This is a genomic window from Ilumatobacter sp. (assembly GCF_046290335.1).
Taxonomy (GTDB): domain Bacteria; phylum Actinomycetota; class Acidimicrobiia; order Acidimicrobiales; family Ilumatobacteraceae; genus Ilumatobacter_A.
The window spans coordinates 573586-596008 of sequence record NZ_JBKAGH010000002.1 but is presented as its reverse complement, the minus strand read 5'-3'; the positions used below and the strand labels follow the sequence as shown (position 1 = coordinate 596008).

24 protein-coding genes are annotated in these 22423 nt (G+C 65.8%); 15 read left to right on the top strand and 9 right to left on the bottom strand.

The features are described from left to right. Position 1: 1 nt before the first annotated feature. Positions 2–613: a BrxE family protein gene (locus ACE37B_RS11220; protein WP_409923407.1), complete on the bottom strand. Its 612-nt coding sequence runs from the start codon at positions 611–613 to the stop codon at positions 2–4. Between the two features lie 257 nt (positions 614–870). Between ACE37B_RS11220 and ACE37B_RS11215 the strand changes: the two genes are divergently transcribed. From ACE37B_RS11215 to ACE37B_RS11170, 10 genes are all read left to right on the top strand, one after another. Beyond that, positions 871–1293 carry a hypothetical protein gene (locus ACE37B_RS11215; RefSeq protein WP_409923406.1) on the top strand — a complete coding sequence of 141 codons (423 nt, stop codon included), beginning with the start codon at positions 871–873 and terminating at the stop codon, positions 1291–1293. A gap of 441 nt (positions 1294–1734) precedes the next feature. Beyond that, positions 1735–2688: a GNAT family N-acetyltransferase gene (locus ACE37B_RS11210; RefSeq protein WP_409923405.1), complete on the top strand. Its 954-nt coding sequence runs from the start codon at positions 1735–1737 to the stop codon at positions 2686–2688. After that, positions 2685–3500 carry a hypothetical protein gene (locus ACE37B_RS11205; RefSeq protein WP_409923404.1) on the top strand — a complete coding sequence of 272 codons (816 nt, stop codon included), beginning with the start codon at positions 2685–2687 and terminating at the stop codon, positions 3498–3500. Before ACE37B_RS11210 ends, ACE37B_RS11205 begins: the two co-directional genes overlap by 4 nt. A 152-nt stretch (positions 3501–3652) precedes the next feature. After that, positions 3653–4528 (top strand): hypothetical protein, encoded by an 876-nt coding sequence (locus ACE37B_RS11200; protein WP_409923403.1) that lies wholly within the window; start codon positions 3653–3655, stop codon positions 4526–4528. A gap of 9 nt (positions 4529–4537) precedes the next feature. Next, positions 4538–5188 carry a hypothetical protein gene (locus ACE37B_RS11195; protein ID WP_409923402.1) on the top strand — a complete coding sequence of 217 codons (651 nt, stop codon included), beginning with the start codon at positions 4538–4540 and terminating at the stop codon, positions 5186–5188. Continuing rightward, complete coding sequence (locus tag ACE37B_RS11190) at positions 5185–5940, top strand: hypothetical protein (RefSeq protein WP_409923401.1); 756 nt, start codon at positions 5185–5187, stop codon at positions 5938–5940. The genes ACE37B_RS11195 and ACE37B_RS11190 overlap by 4 nt, the downstream gene beginning before the upstream one ends. Further along, positions 5937–7289 carry an ATPase, T2SS/T4P/T4SS family gene (locus tag ACE37B_RS11185; RefSeq protein WP_409923400.1) on the top strand — a complete coding sequence of 451 codons (1353 nt, stop codon included), beginning with the start codon at positions 5937–5939 and terminating at the stop codon, positions 7287–7289. The genes ACE37B_RS11190 and ACE37B_RS11185 overlap by 4 nt, the downstream gene beginning before the upstream one ends. After that, on the top strand, positions 7286–8140 hold the full coding sequence (locus tag ACE37B_RS11180) for a type II secretion system F family protein (protein ID WP_409923399.1): 855 nt from the start codon (positions 7286–7288) through the stop codon (positions 8138–8140). The genes ACE37B_RS11185 and ACE37B_RS11180 overlap by 4 nt, the downstream gene beginning before the upstream one ends. Before the next feature lie 164 nt (positions 8141–8304). Then, the gene (locus tag ACE37B_RS11175; protein ID WP_409923398.1) at positions 8305–9027 is read left to right on the top strand and encodes a type II secretion system F family protein; all 723 of its coding nucleotides are present in this window, start codon (positions 8305–8307) and stop codon (positions 9025–9027) included. A gap of 29 nt (positions 9028–9056) precedes the next feature. Further along, entirely contained in the window at positions 9057–9227 is a 171-nt protein-coding gene (locus tag ACE37B_RS11170; protein WP_409923397.1) for a hypothetical protein, read from the top strand. A 172-nt stretch (positions 9228–9399) separates the two neighbouring features. On the opposite strand, the gene ACE37B_RS11165 is transcribed toward ACE37B_RS11170, so the two are convergent. Then, positions 9400–10494: an IS5 family transposase gene (locus ACE37B_RS11165; protein WP_409922866.1), complete on the bottom strand. Its 1095-nt coding sequence runs from the start codon at positions 10492–10494 to the stop codon at positions 9400–9402. Positions 10495–10755: 261 nt separating this feature from the next. Between ACE37B_RS11165 and ACE37B_RS11160 the strand changes: the two genes are divergently transcribed. After that, the gene (locus ACE37B_RS11160; protein WP_409923396.1) at positions 10756–11106 is read left to right on the top strand and encodes a TadE/TadG family type IV pilus assembly protein; all 351 of its coding nucleotides are present in this window, start codon (positions 10756–10758) and stop codon (positions 11104–11106) included. 32 nt (positions 11107–11138) lie between these two features. Beyond that, positions 11139–11531: a pilus assembly protein gene (locus ACE37B_RS11155; RefSeq protein ID WP_409923395.1), complete on the top strand. Its 393-nt coding sequence runs from the start codon at positions 11139–11141 to the stop codon at positions 11529–11531. A gap of 109 nt (positions 11532–11640) precedes the next feature. On the opposite strand, the gene ACE37B_RS11150 is transcribed toward ACE37B_RS11155, so the two are convergent. The 5 genes from ACE37B_RS11150 to ACE37B_RS11130 form a co-directional block, all read right to left on the bottom strand. Then, on the bottom strand, positions 11641–12294 hold the full coding sequence (locus tag ACE37B_RS11150; protein ID WP_409921479.1) for a cation diffusion facilitator family transporter: 654 nt from the start codon (positions 12292–12294) through the stop codon (positions 11641–11643). Between the two features lie 3 nt (positions 12295–12297). Next, a complete protein-coding gene (locus tag ACE37B_RS11145) occupies positions 12298–12606 on the bottom strand; it encodes an ArsR/SmtB family transcription factor (RefSeq protein ID WP_409921480.1) in 309 nt (102 codons plus the stop codon). A 39-nt stretch (positions 12607–12645) separates the two neighbouring features. After that, the gene (locus ACE37B_RS11140; RefSeq protein ID WP_409921481.1) at positions 12646–13662 is read right to left on the bottom strand and encodes a hypothetical protein; all 1017 of its coding nucleotides are present in this window, start codon (positions 13660–13662) and stop codon (positions 12646–12648) included. A gap of 668 nt (positions 13663–14330) precedes the next feature. After that, positions 14331–14648, bottom strand: coding sequence for a helix-turn-helix domain-containing protein (locus tag ACE37B_RS11135; protein ID WP_409921482.1), 318 nt, complete (start codon positions 14646–14648; stop codon positions 14331–14333). Beyond that, positions 14617–15744, bottom strand: a complete 1128-nt coding sequence (locus tag ACE37B_RS11130) for a tyrosine-type recombinase/integrase (protein WP_409921483.1) — start codon at positions 15742–15744, stop codon at positions 14617–14619. Before ACE37B_RS11130 ends, ACE37B_RS11135 begins: the two co-directional genes overlap by 32 nt. 196 nt (positions 15745–15940) lie before the next feature. Between ACE37B_RS11130 and ACE37B_RS11125 the strand changes: the two genes are divergently transcribed. Both ACE37B_RS11125 and ACE37B_RS11120 read left to right on the top strand, forming a co-directional pair. Beyond that, positions 15941–16303 (top strand): hypothetical protein, encoded by a 363-nt coding sequence (locus tag ACE37B_RS11125; protein ID WP_409923394.1) that lies wholly within the window; start codon positions 15941–15943, stop codon positions 16301–16303. Then, positions 16300–19539, top strand: coding sequence for a LysM peptidoglycan-binding domain-containing protein (locus tag ACE37B_RS11120; protein ID WP_409923393.1), 3240 nt, complete (start codon positions 16300–16302; stop codon positions 19537–19539). Before ACE37B_RS11125 ends, ACE37B_RS11120 begins: the two co-directional genes overlap by 4 nt. A gap of 44 nt (positions 19540–19583) precedes the next feature. Here the strand turns inward: ACE37B_RS11120 and ACE37B_RS11115 are convergent, their stop codons facing one another. Both ACE37B_RS11115 and ACE37B_RS11110 read right to left on the bottom strand, forming a co-directional pair. Continuing rightward, positions 19584–20345 (bottom strand): hypothetical protein, encoded by a 762-nt coding sequence (locus ACE37B_RS11115; protein ID WP_409923392.1) that lies wholly within the window; start codon positions 20343–20345, stop codon positions 19584–19586. Between the two features lie 542 nt (positions 20346–20887). Further along, the gene (locus ACE37B_RS11110; protein ID WP_409923391.1) at positions 20888–21916 is read right to left on the bottom strand and encodes a M23 family metallopeptidase; all 1029 of its coding nucleotides are present in this window, start codon (positions 21914–21916) and stop codon (positions 20888–20890) included. A 122-nt stretch (positions 21917–22038) separates the two neighbouring features. On the opposite strand from ACE37B_RS11110, the gene ACE37B_RS11105 reads away from it, so the two are divergent. Next, entirely contained in the window at positions 22039–22422 is a 384-nt protein-coding gene (locus ACE37B_RS11105; protein ID WP_409923390.1) for a hypothetical protein, read from the top strand. Position 22423: the final 1 nt, after the last annotated feature.

Below are 22423 nucleotides of genomic sequence, written 5' to 3'. Positions count from 1 at the left end.
GTCAATTCGATACCTCGAAGTACGGAACTACGAAAGGTTCGACGCCAACGTATGAAGCGCCGAGCGCTCGCACCGTTTCGACGACGGTGGCTGGGTCGGTGAGGTCACCGCGATTGATCGTGCCAACTCGAAGCGGTCCACCGACTCCGGCTGCTTTGGCTTGGCCCGATGACAACACTTCCTCGACCGACGCGAGCGTCGCAGATTCCAGTCTTTCGAAGAGGGGGTCGGGATCCGTTGCGGTCTTCTGCTCCGCAACCCAGGCCGCCGTCCATCGGCGGACCGGCCAGTTGTCACTGAACAGGTGAATTGCGTTGGTCCGACTCATGGCCTCGTTGTGCCGGTTCGTCGCGGAGGCGAGGTCAAGTTCCACGGCAGCCATCCGCCACGTCCTGGGGAGCCGTTGCTTGAGGACGACACGGCCGGCAGCACCGAACGCGCGTGATCCCCACCAGTTGCGCATGTCGGCCTCGCCGAGTCGCGTCACGTTGATCGCCAGTCTCACGGCTTCTTCAATTTCTTCGTCTGCCATGAGGGGACGTCTCAGTTCGATCTCTTCGGTGGGTTTGCCCCTCAGATTAGGCCAAATGCGTTGTGGGTTCTGTTTCGCCACTTCATCGTCTGGGGAGCTTTGGAGGACATCCAGCTTGTGAACTTGGACATCGACGGCGATCAGGTCGGGCAGGTCATGTGTCCGGAGGTGTTGGGTGGTGTCCAGCTACGCCGGCCCCGGTCGAGTTGTCTCGGAATCGGAGGAGTTCTGTAACGGGAGTGCTGTTCGGCGGCGTGTCGGTGTGCATGGACCGTTCGGCATCGCCCCATTCGCTCCACGTCGTAGCGATTTCCGCCGACCCGGCGGACTGTTTTCGATTGACCGACCCTTACGTCGAGCAGGTCTGGTCCGAGTTCCTCGGTCCGACGGCGACGTTGCTCGCCCGTCGGCTCGGGCGATCGGTCGAGTTGAGGCCCGGCGGTCAACAAGTCGAAGTGGCGGATCTCGCTGCATCAGTCGGCGTTGCCCCTGGCGTTGCGGTCAGGGCACTGGCGAGGCTGAACCGATTCGAGGTCGTGCACAGTGATCTCGACCGTGGTGTCATCGGCGTCTCGGGCTACGCACCGCCGGTCGGCGACGAGCGGCTGTTCCGATTGTCCGAAGCGGGGCGCACCTCACACGACCGGTTCATGGCAGACCTTGATGCCCGCCACGTGAGCCCCGGCCGGGCGGCGGAGATGTTCGCTGCAACGCCGGCCGTTGGGATTGATCGGGGACTTGTCCCCCTCGCCATTCGGTAGCCAACTGCTCAGGATCGGATCATGGGACTCGTCTTTCGGTCTCGGCTTCGAATAATCCGTGTAACGGTCGGGGCACTCGGCGGCGTGTCAGGGTCGATGGTGTCCGACTGGTCGAATCTCGCTGTCCGCCTTGCGCCACATCTGGCGCGGAAATATCGTGCAGCCATGACTGCGTGGCCGAGGGCCCACGCAGGGCTCGGGGACGTTGGGGCGGAACCGAGCGGGCGCCCTGCCGGAATGGTCTGGCCTGCCCTGCGCCCGGAGCCGGTTTCGGTCGGTGGCGCGACCAGCGTTCGAGACCTGTGGGCGTCGTCTGCAACACACTCAGCTGCCTTTGGTCTTCGCCGTTCTCGTTCGCTGCTTGCTCTCGCTGCTTCCGGCCGGCTCCGCCGACACGGTGCGGCGATCTGCTCGGTCACGCGAGTTGCGAATCGGCGACTCGTGCCGTTGCTCGCCGTTGCCCTGGTGATGCTGATGGCGGCGCCGGCCGTCGCCCTCGGACTCGCTGCAGACCCTGATCTGGGCGCGGCCGGACGGCTGCTTTGGCTTGGATCAGCATTGGCGCTGACGATTGCCGGAATCGTCATCGTGACGCGCCACCTGCTTCTCGCACGTCGTTGGGCACGGTCGGCCGCGGTGTTCGAGCTGTCGAATTTCGCGTCAGGAAGTCCTGGGAACGGCGACGCTTCATCGCTGCTTGCGCACGTGATTGAGCAAGCGGACGAACAAGGCCTGCGTCTCGTGCTGCGCGTCGACCCATCAAACGAGCGGGCCATCGTGCTCTACCGGCGCCACGGCTTCGTCGAAGTTGAAGGCGTTTCGTCAACCAGTCAGGTGAGCATGGAACGAACGACACGAGACGTTGGAACCACCGCACGGATCGAGCACCGCTTCCTTCTCGTGGCCGCTGTAGTCGTCGCAGTCCTGGCGATCGCCGTCACCGAAATGGCGTCGCCGCTCATGGTCGTGTTGCTCGCACTCGCCCTGATGTCACTCGGTGTCGCCGCAGGCGCCGACCTCCGCTCCATGCGGATCCCGAACTCCCTGCTGGTCGTTGCGGTGCTATTCGGCGCAGTGGCCGCTGACGTCACGAACGCTGGACTCGGACCGTTGGCCGGCGCTGGCATCGCCGCAGTTCCACTGCTGCTCATCCACCTGCTCGACCCCGGAGCGATCGGATTCGGTGACGTGAAGTTCGCGGCAGTGAGCGGTGCCGTGGTCGCTGCGATCGCCTGGTCGGTGGCGATCATGGTCCCACTCGTCGGGTTCATCGGTGTGGCCGTCGTCAGGATCGCTACACCTCGACGACCTCAACCATTCGGGCCATACCTCATGGTCGCAACCACGGTGGCAGTCATCGCTGCCTCCTTCATCTCGAATGGAGCGAACGTATGACGAAGAAGCTCTCCGCACTTCTGGGAGTGGCGTATCTGCTTGCGTCTGCCTGCAGTGGCTCGTCGTCGAGCGAACCGGAGGTGACTGCGCCTGTACCCACTTCCGCAGCCACTTACCCGACGACTCCGGAGTCGACGGCGCAGAGCGAACCGGTCGATTCCGAGAATCCGAACGCCACCGCCGCGACGACCGATCCCGCAACCACGTCGAGTAGTTCCTCTATCCCTCCCTCCACGACCGAGGACCCTTCGCCGGCTGATGACCTGGGTCCCCGCCTCGACTCGGTGCCGGGGGTTGAGTCCCCTGGCGAGATCATCGAGTTGGTCGACATGGTCGCCCTGTTCATCCCCTCTGAGGCTGATCCGGCCGATGCCAACGTCGCTCCGCCGCTGCCGGAGGACCTCGAGATCATCGAGGCCTACGCCCGAGCGATGAAGGCGTTGTATGGCCAGGTCACGCAGAACCCGATTCCGATCGAACCATCCGAGGCAATGGCCGCGTCGTTCCTCGACGGCGGCGCGACCTACAGCGACAACGTCTTCGCTCCTCGCAACGAAGCCGGCCAACACCTCGCATTTCAGGGCGACAACGACGTGCTTCGCCCGATCGTGCTCGCAGATCCTCGTTCGGACGACGAAGCCTTCATCTTCGACTGCGCCATCAGCGGTTCGAACTACGTCAACACAGACGGCTCATTGGCTGATGGCGAGACCCCAGGCTCGGAGACGGCGCCCTTGATCATCCGGCTCGTGCGGGTCGACGGTGGGTGGATCGTGACCGACATCCAGGACGACGAACGGGCATGCCGGTGAGGCCACTTCTGGTCGTCGTTCTTGCAGCCGTCGTCCTTGGGGTGCTTCCGGCGACAGTGAGCGCGGTACCGGGAGGCCAAGGCGGTAGTGGCCCGCCGCTGATCCCGGGCTCGCGGCAAGTTCACATCCGCAACGGCTCTGGCGGCATCGGCGTGCATACATCGATCCCTGGCGGGTCGGTGTTCCGGACGCATGGCGGAGGCGTCGCAGCAGAGTGTTCCGGTGTTGCGGAAGGGGATGATCCCGACACGTTGGACGTGGTCGAGGAGACCCGACCGGTTCGGTCGACGAAGTGGATCTTCATCGAGGGCATTGCCGTCGAGATCCCGCTCCCCGTCGATATCACAGCGTTCGACCCTGACTCGGCGCCACGCCTCAGTGAACGGACGCGCACGTTTTCGGTGTACTGCGTCGACACGTACTACTCGGCCAACTTCCTCGGCTTCATCGACGTCAGTGCCACCGACCCGATGCTCGATCCGCGACCTCGCATCACGAACCTCTACAACGGGCTGCAACTCGAGGACCTCGCCGTCTACGAGAACGCCGTTGTCGATCGGTGGGGTGGTCTCGTCGTTCGCAACCCTGCCTGGCTGGCGATCAACGGAGCGGCGTGGCGCACGCAGCGATCGAACGTCGAGTACTGGCGCGGCTGGGAGCTGGCGCTGATCGCTCGGCCGACGCGTCTCGAGTTCCTGGTCGATTTCGTACCCGATCCGGACCGTCCGTCGGAGCCGTTCTCCGGCGTCGTGCCGTGCGTCGAGACGAACGACGAGTTCGCAGTCTCCGAAGTGGTCGAGTTCCCGCAGCGACCGTCGGATCTCGCCGACTTCGCCGAACCCGGCTCGAACCGGGCGTGCGAGTGGACTCCTCCCGGTCCGGGCGAAGCGACCATCACGGCCCGGCAGATCTTCGCCGTCACGTTCTGGGCGTCGGGCGCCGTCGAGGCGCAGCCGGACTACGTGTGGCTGTCGGAACCGACAACGTTCCGAGTGGGCGAACTGGCGGCGGTGAACGTCAATGAGTGAGGAGCCGCCATGTCCCTGAGTGAACAGGTCCGCCAGTCGACCGCTGCCCGCGCGCCGTCGAAGCCGACGTCGCCGCGCCCGAAGGTTCGGCTGCCGTGGCTGCTCGCCGCGGCTGGGTTGTTCGTACTGATCGTGATGTTGGTGTTGTGGGCGGTCTCGTCGGCGTCCGAGCGAACGCAGGTGCTCACGGTCGTCGAGCCGGTGGCTGCCGGTGAGCCGATCCCGGACTCGGCGATCGGGTCGACGGGCATTTCGAACGATGCCGGCTTCGGACGCATCTACGTCGAGTCGCAGCGATCCGAGATCGTTGGATCGGTCGCGGTCGTCGACCTCGAACCCGGCGACCTGCTCGGCCCGTCGATGGTGACGAACGAGCCCGAAACGTTCACCGGCGAGCGGCTCGTCGGTGCCGTGCTGCGCGCCGGTCGCTACCCGGAAGAGATCCAGCGTGGCGACGAGGCGCTAGCGGTGTCGATCGTCGACCGGGCTGCCGGCGAACCGCCGGTCGTCGATGTCCGCGTCGTGGCGGTCTCGATCTCGGAGACGGACGAAGCCTCGGTGACGCTCGCCGTCGCCGAAGGCAATGCAGCACTCGTCGGTACGTGGGCAGGAACCGATGAGTTGGTCGTCGTCGTCCGACCGATCGGAGCGGACGAGTGACCGTGATCACCGTCGGCTCATGGCGTGGCATCGGTGCATCGACGACTGCGCTGCTGCTCGCGTCAGCTGCGGCAATGCGGGGCCACGACGCCTGGTTGGTCGAGGCCGACCCAGCGGGCGGAGTGCTCGCCAGTCGGGCACCGGCACTCGCCGGCGTCGACTCGCTGGGCCGGGTTGCGTTCACGCGGTCGGACGAGCGCGTCGAGACCGTGCTGCAGGCATCGTCTCGCCGACTCGGCCCTGTGAACGTGGTGACCTCACCGTGGGATTCGTTCCAGGCCTGGTCCGCCGTCGCATCACCTCGCCGCCCCTGGGTCGAGGCGCTGAGGCGGTTGGGTGATGTGGTCGTGGTCGACGTTGGTTCGCTCCGAGGCGGCGACGTCCCGTCGTGGCCGATCATCGAACGGTCCGACGCACTGGTGATGGTCACCAACCCCGACGCCGCAGCGCTGACGTCGACGGTGGCGTGGATGGACGCGAAGGGCCAGTCGGCCCCGGGTGTTGCTGGCCTTTCGCTCGACACCGCCCGACTCGTCGTCGTCGACACCCCGGGCGGCTCGACGGAACGGTTCGGCCCGAACGTCGCCGACGAACTCGAAGGGCGGATGGCCGGCTGGTGGGATTGGGAGCCGAGAGTGGTCGACCACGTCCTGCGCGGCGGATCGCTCGATCACCGCGCGGTACGTCGCCACGACCTTGTCGGTGCGGCCGCATCGACGCTCGCCCATCTGATCGACGGGACCGTCGCATGACTCCCGACGTGCTCAGCGCCGAAGACCTCGACGCCCTGGCGAGCGAGATCCGGCGCGACTTCGGCGACCGGTTTCCACCGAAGGGACGCGACGAGTCGAACGAGGAGACGCAGGTGCGCGAGGAGCGCACACGTCTCGTCGTCGAACGCGAGGTGCTTCCCGAACTTGCCGCCCGTCGACGAGACACGCGGGTGTCCGCCCTTTCCGATGCCGACGAGCGAGCAGTCGTCGAACACGTCATTGCTGCGCTGTTCACGATCCCGAAGCTGATGGGAGCGCTGCGCAACCCGAACGTGACCGACATCCTCGTGTTCGGGTCGGCGCCGGTTCGGGTCGAGCAGCTCGACGGCACGGTCGAGGAGTGGCCGCCGCTGGTCGCTCGTGATCGGGACTTGGAGCGGATCATCTATGACGTCTCGGTGTCGCACGGTCGGCCGTTCAACATCGAGAACCACGAGGTCGACTTCGAACTCGAGCCGGGCGTCCGCTTCCACGCCGGCGGGTTCGACCCGGTGCAGCGTCCGTACATCGCAATTCGTCGCGCCGCGCTGTTCGGAGCGTCGCTCGACGAGTTGTACAACCGTGGCGCAGCCGACGCAGGGATCGTCGAGCTGTTGCGGACGGCGGTGGCGGCAGGACTCGGATTGCTGTTCGTCGGGCCGATGGGATCGGGCAAGACAACCTGGTTGCGGGCGACGATCGCTGAGATCGATGCATCGGCGGTGATCACGACGATCGAATCGGACTTCGAACTCAACGTGCTGCAGATGGGCAAGCACCCCTACGTCATCGCCTACCAGGAACGGTTGCCGACCACGATCGACTCGAAGGGCTACACGCCAGCCGAGGCGATGCGCCCGGCCATGCGGACGCGGGCCGATTGGATCGTGGTCGGTGAGGTCCGTGGCGGTGAGGGTGCGCCGCTCGTTCGGGCGATGCAAACCGGCCAGGGCGCGATGGGAACGGTCCACGGTGGTGACGCCGAGGACGCGCTCGACAATCTCGTGAACCTCATTGCGTCCGACACCGGCCAGCGGTCGCCCGACGTGAAGACGCAGGTGTACCGGGCGATCGACCTCGTCGTCGCGTTGGAGGGCACGAACGCCGAGGGTCGCTGGGTGTCGGAAATCGCCGCTCCGTCTGTCGAGAACGCCGGCGAGCGGTTCGTCCTGCACCGCGTCTACGGCAGTGTGGACGGAGCTCCCGATGACCGGGCACGCCCGATTAACGAACCTCAAGCCGCGATGCTTCGCAAGCTTCGTCGCCACGACCCGGAGTTCTCGTCTCGTTGGTGGACCTCTGGCGAGGACACGTACAAGCCGCTGCAGGTCATCGGGATGGTCCGATGAACTCGCCGCTCTCGATTGCGCTCGTCGCCGGGTTCCTCGGTGCTGCTGGCGTCGCGTCGCTCTGGATGGCGTTCCACCCGGCACCCGTTCGTACGAAGCGCACGGCCGTCATCGACAGAGGCTCGACCCGCTTGCTGCTCGGCGCGGTGCTCGCTGGCTTCGTCGTGCTCGCGCTCACGCGCTGGCCCGTCGCCGCTGTCGCCGCCGGCGTGTTCGTCGGATCGTGGCGGTGGCTGTTTTCAGTGTCGGACACGAAGCGAGACCGGGCGACCATCGAAGCGGTCGCCCAGTGGCTGGAGCAGCTGCGCGACGTGGTGCGCCGATCGAGTGTCGCGATCGAGAACGCCGTCGAGCTCGTCGCCGAGGACACCTCCGGCGTGCTTGCCGAACCGATGGCGAACTTCCTCCTCCGGCGCCGCCAAGGTCGGCGTCTGCCTGACGCTCTGCGGGAACTGGCGGACGACGTCGGCCACCCGACAGCGGACGCGGCGGTGGCGGCGATCGTTCTCGTTGTCGGCGGGGGAGCGGGCGGCGGCCGAATGCACGACACGCTCGACGAATTGGCGATGGCGGCGCGCGACGAGATGCGAGCGAGGGACGAGATCGACCGGACCCGACGCATCTTCCAGCGGGCGATGCGTCGCCTCGTCATCCTCACGGCTCTGTTCGTCGCCGGGCTCGTCGCCTTCGCCGCCGACCTTCTCGACCCGTATCGGTCCGTGCCTGGGCAGATCTGGCTGCTGGTGCCGTGCGGGTTGTGGGCACTGTGCCTCGTCGCCTTGCGGCGGCTCACGCGCTACGACCTCGGCACCCGCTACCGGCTCCGGCTTCCGGACGAGGTGACGTCGTGAGCCTCACAGCCACCGCCGTTCTCGTTGCGGTCCTTTCGGTTGCCGCCGTCGGAGCGACCATCCGATCGTTCAGGCCGGCGCCGCTCACGCTCCGAGCCGTTCGGGCTCGAGTCGAGCCTCGACGCGCGGTTGCGGATGACCCCGGCGGAACCCTGTCCATCCGGGTGGGTCGTCCACTCGCTGCTGGGTCGCTCGGAAGAGCCGTCGAGGCCAGGCTCGGGTCGGAGCTCACGCTGACCGGCTACACGGTCCCGACCGTCATCGGCACGCTGATCATCACGGTCGTGGCGACGGCGTTCGCAATGATGGTCGCCGCTGCTGCACTGGTGGCGTCCGGCCAGGTGTCGTCGCCGATCATCTGGTTGCTCGTGCCGTTCGTCGCCGGCCTGTTCGGCTGGCGAGTGATCGCCGATGTTCGAACCCGAGCGGCGAGCCGACGAGCCGAACTGCACAGAGTCGTGAACGACTTCGTCCAGTTGCTCGCAGTCGCCCTCACGACGAACCGATCCGTCGAGGACGCCCTGACCTTCGCCGCCGACGCAGGCGACGGGTTCGGCTTCGACCTGCTCCGCCAGACCATCGACACCGCCCAACCGATGGGGCTCACCGTGTGGGACGCGCTCTCGGCGATGGCCGACACCTACGAACTCGATCAACTCCGAGGCCTCGCAACCTCGCTCCAGCGCCAAGCGGGCGTCGGTGTCTCGGTCGCAGCGACCATCCGCACCGAAGCGAAGGCGATGCGGGCCCGCCAACTCGCCGACATCACCGACCGTGCCGACAAGGCAAACGCCAACCTCTCACTCCCGACGATGGGGATGGTGTTCGGCATGGTCCTCTTCCTCGCGTACCCCGTCATGCAGCAGATCTCCGAGGCCTTCACCTGACCTGACCACCAACCCAGCAAGGAGCAGACATGAATACCGAACCCGCCCCACTGACCCGGCCCGTCGCGGCCGTCGCAGTCTGGCTCGCCGTCGCATACACCTGGCTCGCCGACAGCAGCCGGGTGCTCGGCCGACGACTCGCCGATGACACCGGCGTCGAGGACTCACCCTCGAAGCTCATCTTCCTAGCAGGGTGCTGAAATTCGGGGTCTGAGGGCGGGACGCCCGGATCGAGGGCGGCCCGCCTCGTTGTCATTGCGCTGGCTTGGTCTTCGATGTCAGTTTTCGGGGATCTCCGTTGTCGGTTTCGGGTGATCGCTCACTGATCCCCGACTCCGGAGGCGGCCGGTGGCGACCTTGCCGAGGTGATCTTCATCCGGTTGCGGCGTCGAGGGCCGTGATCCGGATCAGGTTGTAGACGGCGGCTTCCATCTTGAACCAGGCCCGGTTCCGGTCGTTGCCGATGTAGCGGACCTTGCGGCCCTGGCCGACTGTCTTGATCCAGCCGAACGGTTCCTCCACCCGCTTTCGGATCCGCTGCGACACGGTGTAGCCGGCGTGGCGGGTCGTTCTGGCGTCGATCGCCGATCTTCGGTTGGTGTTGTTCTGCGCGACGTGCGGCGTGAACCCGGCGGCGCGAACGTCTTTCACGAAGTTCTTCGTGTCGTAGTTCTTGTCGCCCGCCACCGTTCTTCGCCGACCACTCTTCGGCAGTCGTTTCAACATGTCGATCGCGCAGTCACGTTCTGCGAACCCGGTCGCCGCTGTCACCTCGGCATCGGCGATCAACGCCGAGCGGTGCTCGATCAAGAGGTGACCGGCGTAGCAGAGCTGGGCGGCGGTGTTGTTCGACTTGCGATACAAGCGTGCGTCCGGATCGGTCGTCGACGCGTGCGTGTCGTTCGAGCGTTTCTGGCCGTGCCACTGCACCTCGGAGTTGCGGCCCTTTGGGCCCTCGTTGTTGTCGCTGCCCGAGTCGTCTTTGGGCTTGAACGACTTGTGCGACGCCCACGCCTGCAACAAGGTGCCGTCGACGGAGAAATGATCCGACGACATGTACCGGCGCAGCTTCGCCTGGCGGACCACGGCGGCGAAGAACTCGTCGGCGATGTCAGCGTCGAGGAGGCGTTGGCGGTTCTTGGAGAACGTCGAAGCGTCGAACGAAGCTGCATCGATCGGGAGGTCGAGGAACCACTTGAACAACATGTCGTAGTTGAGGCGTTCGCAGAACGCCCGCTCGGAACGCATCGAGTACATCGCCATCAACACCGACGCCTTCAACAACTGCTCCGGCGGCACCGACGGACGTCCCGACGTCGCATACATCGCCTCGAACGAAGTGTCCATCGAGGCAAGCACGGTGTCGACCACCACACGGATCCTCCGGATCGGGTGCTCGGCCGGGATCAGGTCCTCGGTGCTCAACGACGACAACAGAGCAAGCTGACGATCAGGCGTTCCACGCATGACCCCATTCTTTTCCATCCAGACACAGAACGCGAGCACCAATCCGGGTTTTTCAGCACCCTGCTAGCGGTCGCCGTAGCGATCGCCATCGCCGCAGGACTGTTCGTCATCGGCGTCTTCAACGACGCGCAGAGCAACGTCCCCGATCCCGTCGCGCCGTCTCCCTGACCGCTCGCCGTGACCTCCGCCGCCCTCGACCCGTCCGTGCCCGGAAGCCCTCGTGCAGGCGCGCCCCAGCGACGGCTACGAGGTGACGCCGGAGTGGTCGACGCAGGAATGGAGACGCTGTTCGGTGGCGTAGCTCTGATCGCCATCGTGCTCCTGCTCGTGGAGACGGTCAGCTTCTGGCACGCCCGCAACGTCTTTGACGAGGCTGCAGCTGAGGGTGCGCGCGTCGCTGCAGCGTTCGACGGAACGTGCGCTGCGGGTACGTCGAAGGCCGAGGCGCTCATCGCTCGGCGCGCCGGTGGTTGGTCGTCCGGTGTTGCGGTGTCGTGCAGCGAGGTCGACGGAATCGTCACCGTCACGGTGTCCGGCAACACGCCCGGCGTGCTGTTCGACGCCGGAGGCTTCACGGCGTCGGTCACAGAGTCCGCTCCGAAGGAACGCTGATGGTCGCGTCGACGCATCGGGACGCCGGGTTCGTGGGAGCTGTCGAGGTGGTCTACCTCGGCATCGCCGCGCTCGTGATGGTCGTGTTCCTCGGCTTCGTCGGCCGCCTCGCCGCGTCGGGCGTGCAGGTCACGAACGCGGCACAGGACGGTGCCCGAGCTGCGTCGATCGCCGGCGATCCCGACGAAGCGTCAGCGGCCGCCGCTGCCGCCGTCAATCGTTCCGGTCTGCCGCAGCGCTGCACCGGCGGGCCGTCGGTGTCGTTCGGTTGGGAGCCTTCCGACCTCGGCACCTGGCAGGGCGCCGTCGTCACCGTCAGCGTTTCGTGCACCGTTGCCAACCAGTCGCTCACTGGCATCTGGACACCCGGCAACCGCACAGTGACCGTCACCGACCAACAAGTAGTCGAGAGGTTCCGCCGATAGGGCCATGAGTTCAGCATTTCTGAAGCCTTCGTTGCCGGGAACCCAAGGGTGGGTGGCGGCCTGCGCATGGTGCGGGCGCTGGCGTTCGGCGAACTCGGACGCGAAGGGTTCAGCAGCAGTCGTCGAGGCTGTCGGCGGTGAGTGCTTCGCGTCCTTCGAGGCCGAGGAATACGACGACGCCGAGTGCTGCGATGGGGTCGGCCCACCACCATCCGAAGGCTGCGTTGAGCACGAGGCCGCCGAGCACGACTGCGGAGAGCCAGACGCATGCCCAGGTCTGGTTGCTGTCGGCTTCGGCGGCTTTGCTGGCGAGCGCGATCGCCACACGCTTTTTGCGGCGGGCGAGGATCGGCATGACCATCAGCGAGGTGGCGGTGAGCGCGATGCCGATGATCGAGGTGTCGGGTTCGTTGTTGTCGACGAGCGCGTTGATCGCGTCGTAGGCCACGAACGCTGCGAGCAGCAAGAAGCTGACGCCGATCACGCGGGTTGCGATGTGTTCGACTCGTTCGGCGCGCTCGGGGTTGCGTCGTTCGACATTGAGACGCCAGAGCAGGACGCTTGCCGAGATCGATTCGACGGCGCTGTCGAGGCCGAACCCGATCAGTGCTTGGCTATTGGCGAGCGTTGCTGCGGTGATCGCGACGATGCCTTCGGTGACGTTCCACGCAATGGTGAAGATCGCGAGTCGTTGCGCGATGACGAGCAGTCGGGAGCGCTCGGCGGTGTCAGCGATGACGTGAGTAGCGGTGGGCTGGTCCATGGGTCAGTTGGTGCATGTGCCGTCGAGTTGGAGCCGGGCGAGGATTCGCAGGGCGTCACCGAGTTGTGGGTCGGCGTGGGTGTAACGGACGTGGCGCCCCTCGTTGGTCGCGGTGACGAGGCCGCACTCGCGCAAACAGGTGAGGTGGTTGGACAGGTTCGCCCGGCTGGTGTCGAGACGTTCCGCAAGCTGTGCGGGGTAGCCGGGTTCGTCGAGCAGGGCGATGAGGATCTGGCGGCGGGTCGGGTTCGCCAGGGCCCGGCCGACACGGTCGAGGGTGTCAAGATCAACGGTGCGGGTGAGTGTGTCCACACCTCAACAGTACATGCCCTGCTGTATTGTTGCGACTGCTCAGTTGTCGAGGTCGGGGTGGTTGACGGTGTCGGTGAACTTCGAGGCGGCGGTGATGGAGAGTCCGAAGAGGTCGCAGAGTCGGCGGGTGTCGCCTCCGGTGGCTTCGGCTTCGTGGAGGATTCGGTCGCGGCGGAGTGCGTTGACGCCGCCTGGGTAGTCGACGGTGGTCTTCATCCAGCGGCCGCCGACGGGTTCGAGGCGTTGGTGGTTGCGGAAGTGGATGAACAGGTGCGGGTTGATCGCTCTGGGCCAGCGTCGGGCTCGGTCGGCGAGGTAGGCGTCGATGCGCCCATGGACGGGTGCAGCGAGGGGGATGGTGCGAGTGCCGATGTGAAGTCGGCGGTCGTAGAGATCGATCAGTCGAATGTTGCGGAGCTGGCCAGTGTTGAGGCCGTGGTAGATCGCGAGCGCAGCGACGGCGGCGCGAGCCGAGTTGGGGTCGTTGAGCGCAGCGTCGATGAGGGCGAGGTCGGCGGGCGTTTTGGGTTTGTCGGTGTCGGCCCCGGTGGAGATCCGGGCGGTCGGGTTGACGAACACGAGACGGCGGGCTTTGAGGACTCCGAACAGGCTGCGCAACGCGAGACCGGTGCCGTGCCGGTTGATGCCCTCGACAGCGAGCGCAACGATCACGTCGTCGCGGGTGATGGTGCGCAGCGATGTCGTGCCGGTGGCTGCCCATCGGGTGAGGGTGGGGAGGAACCAGCGGGCGTAGAGCCGGATGGTGACCTGGTCACGAGGACGGCGCCGAGGCGCGGTGGTGCTGCCCGCGTGCATGATGTCGAACCACACGCCGATCTCGCTGCGCATCTGATCGGGCAGGTGGTCGACTCGAGTGTCGAGCCAGCCGACGATGGCGGGTGTTCGGTCGTCGTCGAACATGTGGACTTCGTCGAGGAGGTCGCGCACGACTCGGGCGGGCAGGCCGAGTTGTTGGAGCACGGAGATTTCGGTGGCGGTGATCGCAGCGCCGGGGGTGTGTTGGAGATCGAGCAGGATCCGGACCGAGCTGCGCACGTTGGTTTCGTGTTGAGGGTTCCAACGCAGCCGCTCGGCAACCGCGGTGACGTGCTCGCTGAGCGCGGCAGCCAGGACTGGGTCACGGGGCGTGCGCGGTGGCGGGCGACCGTTGCGCAGGTCCGGCGTGTGATCGAACAGGACAAGTTGTTGGTGTGGGACCGGCCGGTCGGGCCAACCAGCGGTGCGTTCAGGGACCGGCGCCGATGGAGGGGCTCGGCCGGCTTTGACCATCTCGGTGAAGACCAGTTGCTGTCCGGTCGAGCGAAGACTCGTTGCTGGGATCTTGAGGCCGTGTGCTGCGCGGTGTGCGGCAAGGTGTCGGTAGCAGCATCGACACAGTCTCTGGCTGTCTCGTGCGAGGTTCCGGTCGCACCCAACGCAGACACCAGTCCGATGGTTCTTTCGGTAGCTGAAGCACGGCCGGCAGACCCAGCGGCCCCGGCGAGTGACGCCCCAGGCGTGGCAGTCGATGCAACTTCCGGGTGGTTGGGGAGCGTCCCGGGCGCACAACACGCACTTGCCGCCAGTGAAGTAGTTGGTGGTCGAGCCGCACCCGTCGCAGGGTGGCTCCGGTTGCGGACCGCCGGGCTGGCACCGGTAGCAGAACAGGGTGCGGCGATGCGCCCGTGGCCGCTCGAGACACGTCGGACACGTCGGTGTCGAACTCACGCGGGTGGAACGGTTCTGTTCCTTCCGTGCCGCGGAACCCTTGCCGACGACGTCTCATTGACCGCTTCTTGGGTGGCGGGTCGTTGGGCGTCGACCTTGTCGGGTTCGCGGATCAGCAAATCCTCGGTGGTGCAGTCCAGGACCGAGCAGATCACGTCGAGGTCGTCGAGTCTGATCGTGGTCGGGTTCCCGGTCCACAACCCCGACATCTTCCCGGCCGAGATATGCAGACCGGCATCGGCGAGCTGGCGGCGCAGTTCGGTCGATTTCCAGATGCCGCGTTCAGCTGCGGTCATGCGCAAGTTCCAACGCATCGCGATCTCCTTCGTGTTGGTTGAGGCGGGTGGTGACCCGCTCGTTGGCCGACGTCCACGCTTGTTCGATGTGGTCGTCGTGGACATGGATGTAGCGGGTGGTCGTGGACAGCCAGCTATGGCCGAGCAGTTCCTGGATTGCCTTCAGGTCGATGCCGCGCTCGTAGAGCGACGACGCACAGAAGTGACGCATCCCGTGCGGCGTGAGCCGGCCGGCCCAGTCCGGCAGCCACGTCTCAACGGCCGCGACGAACCCGGTGCGCAACTGGTTGGTGCCGATCCGACCACAACGCCCCGTGGTCGAATCACGTCGTTCGCTCGGGAACATCGGCGCGGCCGGATCGTCCCAATCGTCGCCGAACTGGTGACGGACATCGTTCATCCACCACTCCATCAGCGCATCGATGCCGTTGATCCCCGGGACCAGTCGAACCTTGGCGCCCTTGCCGTGATGGCCCTTGCCGAACCGGACGTGCAACTTGCCGTGCGGACCCAGGTCGCGTCGCCAGTCACCGATGTCGAGCATCTTGGACTCGTTGATCCGCAACCCGCCCCGCCGCCACAACGACGCCGCCGTGTAGTCGCGTGCCGCCGGCAGATACTTGCGGGCGTGGGGCAACGTTTGAGCCCACGCCGTGAACATCGTGTCGATCTCAGCCGTCGACGGCGGGACACGGATCGAGTCCCGGTCCGATTTGGTCGGCCGGTTGAACTCATCGATCGGCTGCACCACCACGACACCAGCAAGGGCGTGGATGTCGCCCTGATAGCGGGCGATCACGAACTCGAAGAACGACGCCACCATCCACGCCTTCGTCTGCACCGTCGAGCGGGCCTGGCGACGATCGCGTCGCAGCCACGTCAAGAACCGGTCGCCGTCACTCGGTGTCGCGGTCCACATCGGGCGGCCGAGGAAACGGACGAACTCGAACACCGTCGAACGCTGCGACGAGATGTAGTGGTCAGTCACTCCCGACGCGACCGCTGCAAGGCAGAACTGGTCGACGAGTTCCTGCTCGAGATCCTCCAACCCACCCAACGTCTGGAAGCTGCGCTGTGAACCCAACGACCGCACCACCGCCAACCCGCCCGACATCAGCGTTCACGCAACCCGATCGAATATCACAGAAACACGAGAGTAGTCGACAATCCCGAACACTCTTCACAAAAGCTCGGCAGTCTCAGAAGCCTGCCCCGTCCCAGTCCGCCGGTCGATCAGGCGCAACGCGCCCCGACCAACTCAACACATTCCCCACATGACCGACGCCGGTGTTGATCGCGACAGAGGGTCGGTGTCGGTCGCTCTCGTCATGATGGTCGTGATTGCAGTCGCGGGCGCTGCCCTCATCTTCGACGGCGCCCGCTACCTCGCTGCCGAGCGTCACGCGAGCAACACCGCGGAGGGAGCCGCACGCGCGGCGATCGCAACCGGTTCACCCGCCGACGGTCTCGACGCCGACCTCGCCCGCCAAGCCGCCATCGATCACGCCGGCCGACTCGGCGTCCCGGCCACCGACGTCCAAGTGTCATTCCCTTCTCGGGACGTCGTGCTCGTAACCATCACCGAACGTCGCCCCGCCACCTTCGTCCGCTTCACCGGCTCGGCGAGTCTCGTCGCCATAGCCGAGGGTCGAGCCCGATTGGAGTTCTCGTGACCCGCATCCAAGGACTGCTTCTCCGTATCGGTGCGTGCGTTGCACTCGTCGTCCTCGTCGTCGTGCCGCCCGTCCTTGTCGCCTTGCTGATCGGGCGGCCGTATCCCGAATGGTCGACACTGACCAGTGAGGTCGAGCAAGGCCGGGTGGCGGCTGACACCGTGATGCGAATCGCCGCCCTGTTGTTCGTCGTGATCTGGATCTGGCTGGCCATCACGATCGGCAGCGAGACGTTCCGACTCCTGCGGGCGCGAGCAGTCGACACACCGGCGGCGGGGCGAATGTCAGCGCCGTCGGTCGTGCGATCACGGTCCACCTTCGTTCACCGGCTTGTGCGGATCGCAGTGCTCGGCACCGTCACCACCGCAACGACCATCTCGACGTGGCCAACCGCTGCGATCGCTTCGACTGGAGCGTCTCTCGCCGGGAGCCTCGACCCACGCCCACCGATCAGCGCGCCCGCCGACCCAACCGAGACGGCTCCGACATCAGCGCAAACGACCACAATTGTCGCCGACGGTCGAGCCACCCCGCTGTCGATTGCCATCGACCTCGGCGACGAGACCCTGCGCGACGACATCGTCGCGATGAACCGCACTACGAACTGGACCGGCGGCGTCTTCCCCGCTGGAACTGTCGTCACCATCCCGGTGATCGAAGCGCCCGCCGAACCGCAGCCGACTCTCGCTGATGGCGTCTATGTCGTCCAACCGAACGATGGACTCTGGGACGTCGCCGAGGCGTTCCTCGGCGACGGTTCGCGCCATACCGAACTCCGGTCGCTGCTCGACGGCCAAGAGGTCGCGCCAGGCGTCGTGTTCGATGCAAGGACCGAGGTGATCCATCCCGGCTGGACCTTCCAGAACCCATCGGCCGTCGCTGCCTCGGCGGAATCGGCGTTCGACGTCCACGTCGTGCAACCGGGCGACACGCTCTCAGCGATCAGCGAGAGCCACCTCGGCACACCTGACCGCTGGACCGATCTGTGGGATCTCAACCGGGGTTCGGTGATGCCCGACGGTCGTACCCTCGACGATCCCAACCTCATCATTCCTGGCTGGCGTATCGAGCTTCCCCCGACATCGGGGCTCGAGACGGATGCCGCTTCGGAAGCTGACCCGGCACCGACGACACCTCGATCGGTTCCTGTCGAACCGTCCGACGTCGTCGATGAAGAGATGTCGCCGCCCGTCGAGAGTCCCGAGCTGCCGGTCCCGTCGATTCCCGCACCTGATGAAGTCGATCTCCCGACACCTGTGCCGTCGCCACAGATCAACGGCCTCCCCGCATCGTCGATATCGCCAGCGGCTGTTCCTGCGGTCTCTCCACCGGCAGCACCGTCCAACGCGATGCCAGGCGAGAGCGAGCTGGTCGCCGGTGTCTTCACCGATGCCGAACGATCGGTATGGCCAACCGTCCTCGCTGGTTCTCTTCTGACCACGGGACTCGCAGCTTTCATCGCCAGACTCCGACGTCGCCGACTCAGCCAGCTCCAGCCCGGCCGCCGACTGCCAGCGCCATCGAACACCGCCTCGGGGGCGGAGCATGCACTTCTGACCAGGTCGGCGGCGAGTGACCTGTCGACCATCACCGCACTCCTCCGCTCGATCACTCCCTATGCATCAATGCACGGCGAACCGCCTGCCGTTCGGGCCGTCCAGCTCGGCGCGGAACGAATCGAAGTGCTGTTCGCCAAGCCCGCTGCATCGCCACCGAAGGGGTGGTCGACCATCGACGGCGGCCACTCGTGGACCCATCGCTTCGATGACCCCGTCGAAGAGCACCGCCAACTGCTCACTCCTGCACTCGTCACCATTGGTGTCCGAACCGACGAGGCCGGCGACGAGGTGCTCCTCGATCTCGAGACCGCCGGCAGCGTGGCGATCACCGGAGACCGCAGCTGTTCGCTCGGTCTCGTCCGCTCCATCGTCTACGAACTCGCCACCTATCCCCTCGGCGTGTCGATGGACGTCAACCTCATCGGACTCGATGTACCTGGCGCCGAACACTGCGATCGAACATGGACCGACACAACGATCGAACGAGCGATCCGAGTAGCCGAACGGCGCGCGGAGCGTCGACTCGCCGACGGGACGACACCGAGCGAAGTACGAGCCGGCCTCGACGAAGATGACGGATCGACGGACCCCCAAGTGTTCGTCGTCGATTGTGCATCGATCGATGATCGCGAAGGCCTCGACAAACTCGTGAGCCTGTGCGCCCGGTCGAGCGGGGTCGCAGTCGTCGTGCTCGGCGACCCGTCGGACGCAGGTGAACGCATCATCATGAATGGTGACGGAACGGCGCTGTGGTCCGGCGTCGATCTCGTTCTCCCGAACGTGACCGACGAGGCCGCCGAAGAGATCGCCGAACTCGTGGAGGATCTCGCCGCCGCCGAGACCGAACTCATCGAGCCCGACGATCTGTTCGCCTCCGTCCTGGCGTCCGCCGAAGATCCGAATGAGGTGACAGCCGCGGGCGAGGAGACCTACTCACAGGAGCTGTACGAACCTCCGCCTCACGACGTGTTGCTGCGAGTGATGGGGGAACCCAGAGCCGAAGGCGTTGACCTCACCGCCGATGAGACCGAACTGCTCGCGCTGCTCGTGTGCCTGCGGCACCGCACCGAGATCCACATCGGTCTCATTCACGAGTCAGTCGGACCGGAGCGCGCACGAAAAACCATCGAGAATCGCATGTCGATCCTCCGCCGCAAGCTCGGCGCCGGTAGCGACGGGAAAGACCTTCTGCCCGAGGCCGCCCCGGGGAACCATGGTCGAAGCCAGTACCTCGTCAGTCCACTCATCCTGACCGATATCGACCTCCTCGAACACCGTCTCCAGGAATTGGAAGTGCTCACCTCGGGCGATTCGCTGGCTGTGCTGGGCGGCGGCCTCGACCTGATGAAGGGTCCGCTGCTCAGATCCCGACGCGGCTACGAGTTCTGGCCAAACAGCGAAGGAGTTGTAGCGGCGATGACATCCACCCTCCAGACTTACACCGCCCGCCTCATCGAACTCGCCGCTGAAGCCAAAGACGCAGCGCTCATCGTCACTGCTACGGCCCGAGCTGCGTGCGTACTCGACGACCCCCTCGCCGAACTCCCAATCCGACAGATCGAACAGACCATCGCTCGTGCTCTCGGGGACGACCGGCTTCAACGGTCCGTCGACGCAGCTCGCCTTCGCCTGGTTGCACATCTCGATGAGACCGATCCGCTCGCAGAGTCTGCGTAGATGCGCTGGGCTGGGTGCCGATGACGACTCTCGCCCCACGCGTTTCAGAGCAGCTGAACGCGTACTTCGTCGTGCAGCGCGGTTACGAGACGTCGGCGTTCCGCTTCGGAATCAACGAACACGGTGACGCCTTTCCACTTGTGCCGTGCCCACGACCCGATCCGTGACTCCACGGGGCACACCACAGCCCACAGTTGGTCGGTGCCGTTGGTCTGCACGAACACCGGGACCCCGAACGCATAGGTGCGACTCGATGCGGGTATGTCGCCGCGGGCTCGAGGATCACCAGCGCGAGCAACCCAACCGGTGGCCCGTTCTGCCGCCTGCACGACGAGGGGCGCAAGGCGTTGCTGTCGCTCGTTGAGGTCGCGAACCCGCTGGGCATGCAGTTCGCGTTGGCGTTCTTCGCGCTCGTCTTCTGCGTCAGATTTGGCCTGTGCCGTGGCCTCGGTCTCCCACTCCGCTGGCTTGACCCAAGCGACCGGATTGGTGAATGACCTGAGGGTGGTGGATTGACCATACGGCAACTCCTCGCTGTGCCAACACCGCAGCGTCTGAACCGTCAGTTTGGATGAGGCGAGGGCGCGGACGAATCGAGAGAATTCGAATGGGTCGGGCCGCTGCCAATTGTGGAATCCGCGGCGCGATAGGCATCCGCGATGGACGGAGAGCGCGTCTGAGTCCTCGCTCACCTGTAGGCCGGGAATCTCGAAGAACCAGCTCGGAACCTTCGGGGTCACCCACACCGTTTCTACTCCGCTCTCGGCGTAGCGGTCGGTGCGAGCCTTACCGTCGTCGACGGTCATCGCCGCCAGCTGGACCTCGAAAGCAACACGACGATCGCCGCTCGGTGTCGTTCCCAGTACGTCCGCGCGCCAGGCGCCGCCGTCGGCTTCCACCTCCGCGATCCAGCCTGCTTCGCGAAGCTCTCTTGCGACGGCGGACTTGAGCCGCCGGTGCTCGGGAGTCTCACCCTCGCTAGGACATGAAGGGGTGCGCCGGTCATGGGCAAAGAATCGGAGCCCACCCTTGGAGACCTTCGCTTGCATCCGCGTTTCGCAGAACCGGCACGCCAGCACCGCTCGGGGCGTGACTCGATGCACATCGGCCCACTCGTCACCGGTCATTGCAGTGCTGTCAAGCAAATTGCCGTTGTCGTCGAGGCACGCCAATGGCATGTCTCTGTATCGGCCGCCCACGATCGATCGTTGAGCTTGACCTTGACGCTGTCGGAGTAGTCAGCGTCGAGCGAGTCATATGGGCCGGTTCTTGGGTTCGGCGTTCGGAGGCGGTGTCGTCTGAGAGACACGCAGCCATCCACGTGGGGCGGCGTTGAAGCCCCACGTGGTCAGAAGCTGCATCCTTGTGTCGGCGGATTGGCGACTCCCGCGAATTGATTACCGCCAACTAGGGCAACCATCAGCTGTTGGGGGCAGAACCGCCGGCCGTCAACTCGCATTTCTAGATGGAGGTGAGCCGCACCCGAGCGGCCGGTGTTTCCAGAGTCTGCGATGTGTTGTCCGGGGGCGATCTCGTCGCCGACGGTGACGTGGTTACGGGAGTTGTGGCAGTACGTGTGGCGGAGGCCGTCGGGGTGCTGGATCGTGATCCCGATGCCGCAACTCTGGCAGCCTGCGGGTGGCCGTGAGACGCCACAGCCGACTGCCCACCAGTTGTAATTCCAGTTCGTCACGCGGTCGACGCGGCCCCCGGTGATGGCGAAAACTGGCGTTCCAACGGGGACCATGAGGTCGAGTGCCGGGTACGTGTGGTGAGGTGCGCTGAGCATCTCGACGGTGAGGATCTCGCGAGGCAACGGCAGGGCCCACTCGCCGGTGACGTCGGTGGCAGCACAGGTCGGGGTCTCGCCGTCGGTTGCGGCGAGCTTCTCGTTGTAGGTGTCGAGCCACCGGGTCTGGTACTCCCGCACCGTGAGGACGTTGCCCGCCGATGGCATCGGAATCTGGTCCATGATCTCGGGGTTGCCGAGCGCGGCGGGGTAGTACCAGATGACGGGGACGACCTCGATGAGGTTGTCGTTGTCGGCGAGGATCGCGGAGACGTTGGCGCCGGCGACGCGGTCTTGAATGTGCGGGGGAGCGGTGTCGGCGGTCGGGTACAACTCGGTCGAGACGCCGGCTTCGTCGGCCCAGTGTCGCCACGTGCTGGTGATGTACTGATACGCGCCGGCGGCCGACGCGCCTCGAGCCCGGATGGTGTAGTCGCCTCCGGACTCCAGGGTGCGGATCGTGTCGAGGATGACACCGAGTCGACCGCACGCGTAGGGCGATGTTGCTGGCCCGCCGTTGGCGAACACGAGCGGGATCGACAGTACCGACATGACACAGGTGGCGAGGAAAGCAGCGATGAGTCTCATGCCTTCCCGACACTCCGCCGAAGGAGCGATTCGTTTCGCGATGTAACGGTTGGGCAGTTCGCCGGTGGGTCAGGTGGGTAGATGATCCGCATCGGGCGGGTCACGGCCCACAGGAGTTCTCGATGTCCGACCCCACCATTCGCCGAGCAGCACGACGCCGCACCGGCATCATCGCAGCGGTGCTGCCGCCGCTCATCGCTGCCACGGTGTTTGTGCCCAGCGACCCGGTGGCGGCATCGCCGCTCGATGATGTGTCGCCGTCATCGGATGGACTGCCGGGCGCCGCCCTCTTCACGCAGATCCTGTCGTGGGGTTTCTGGTTGGCGCTCGGAGTATGCGGGTTGGCGATTCTCTACGGAGCGGCGACCTGGCGTGGGATGAACGGCAACTCCGGCCGCGGCGTCGAGGGCAAGATGTACGTCGCCGCCGGCGCCATCGGCGCAATGGTGATCGGCCTCGCACCGACGATCGTCCGAGTGCTGTTCGATGCCGGCCAGGCGGGCTGAC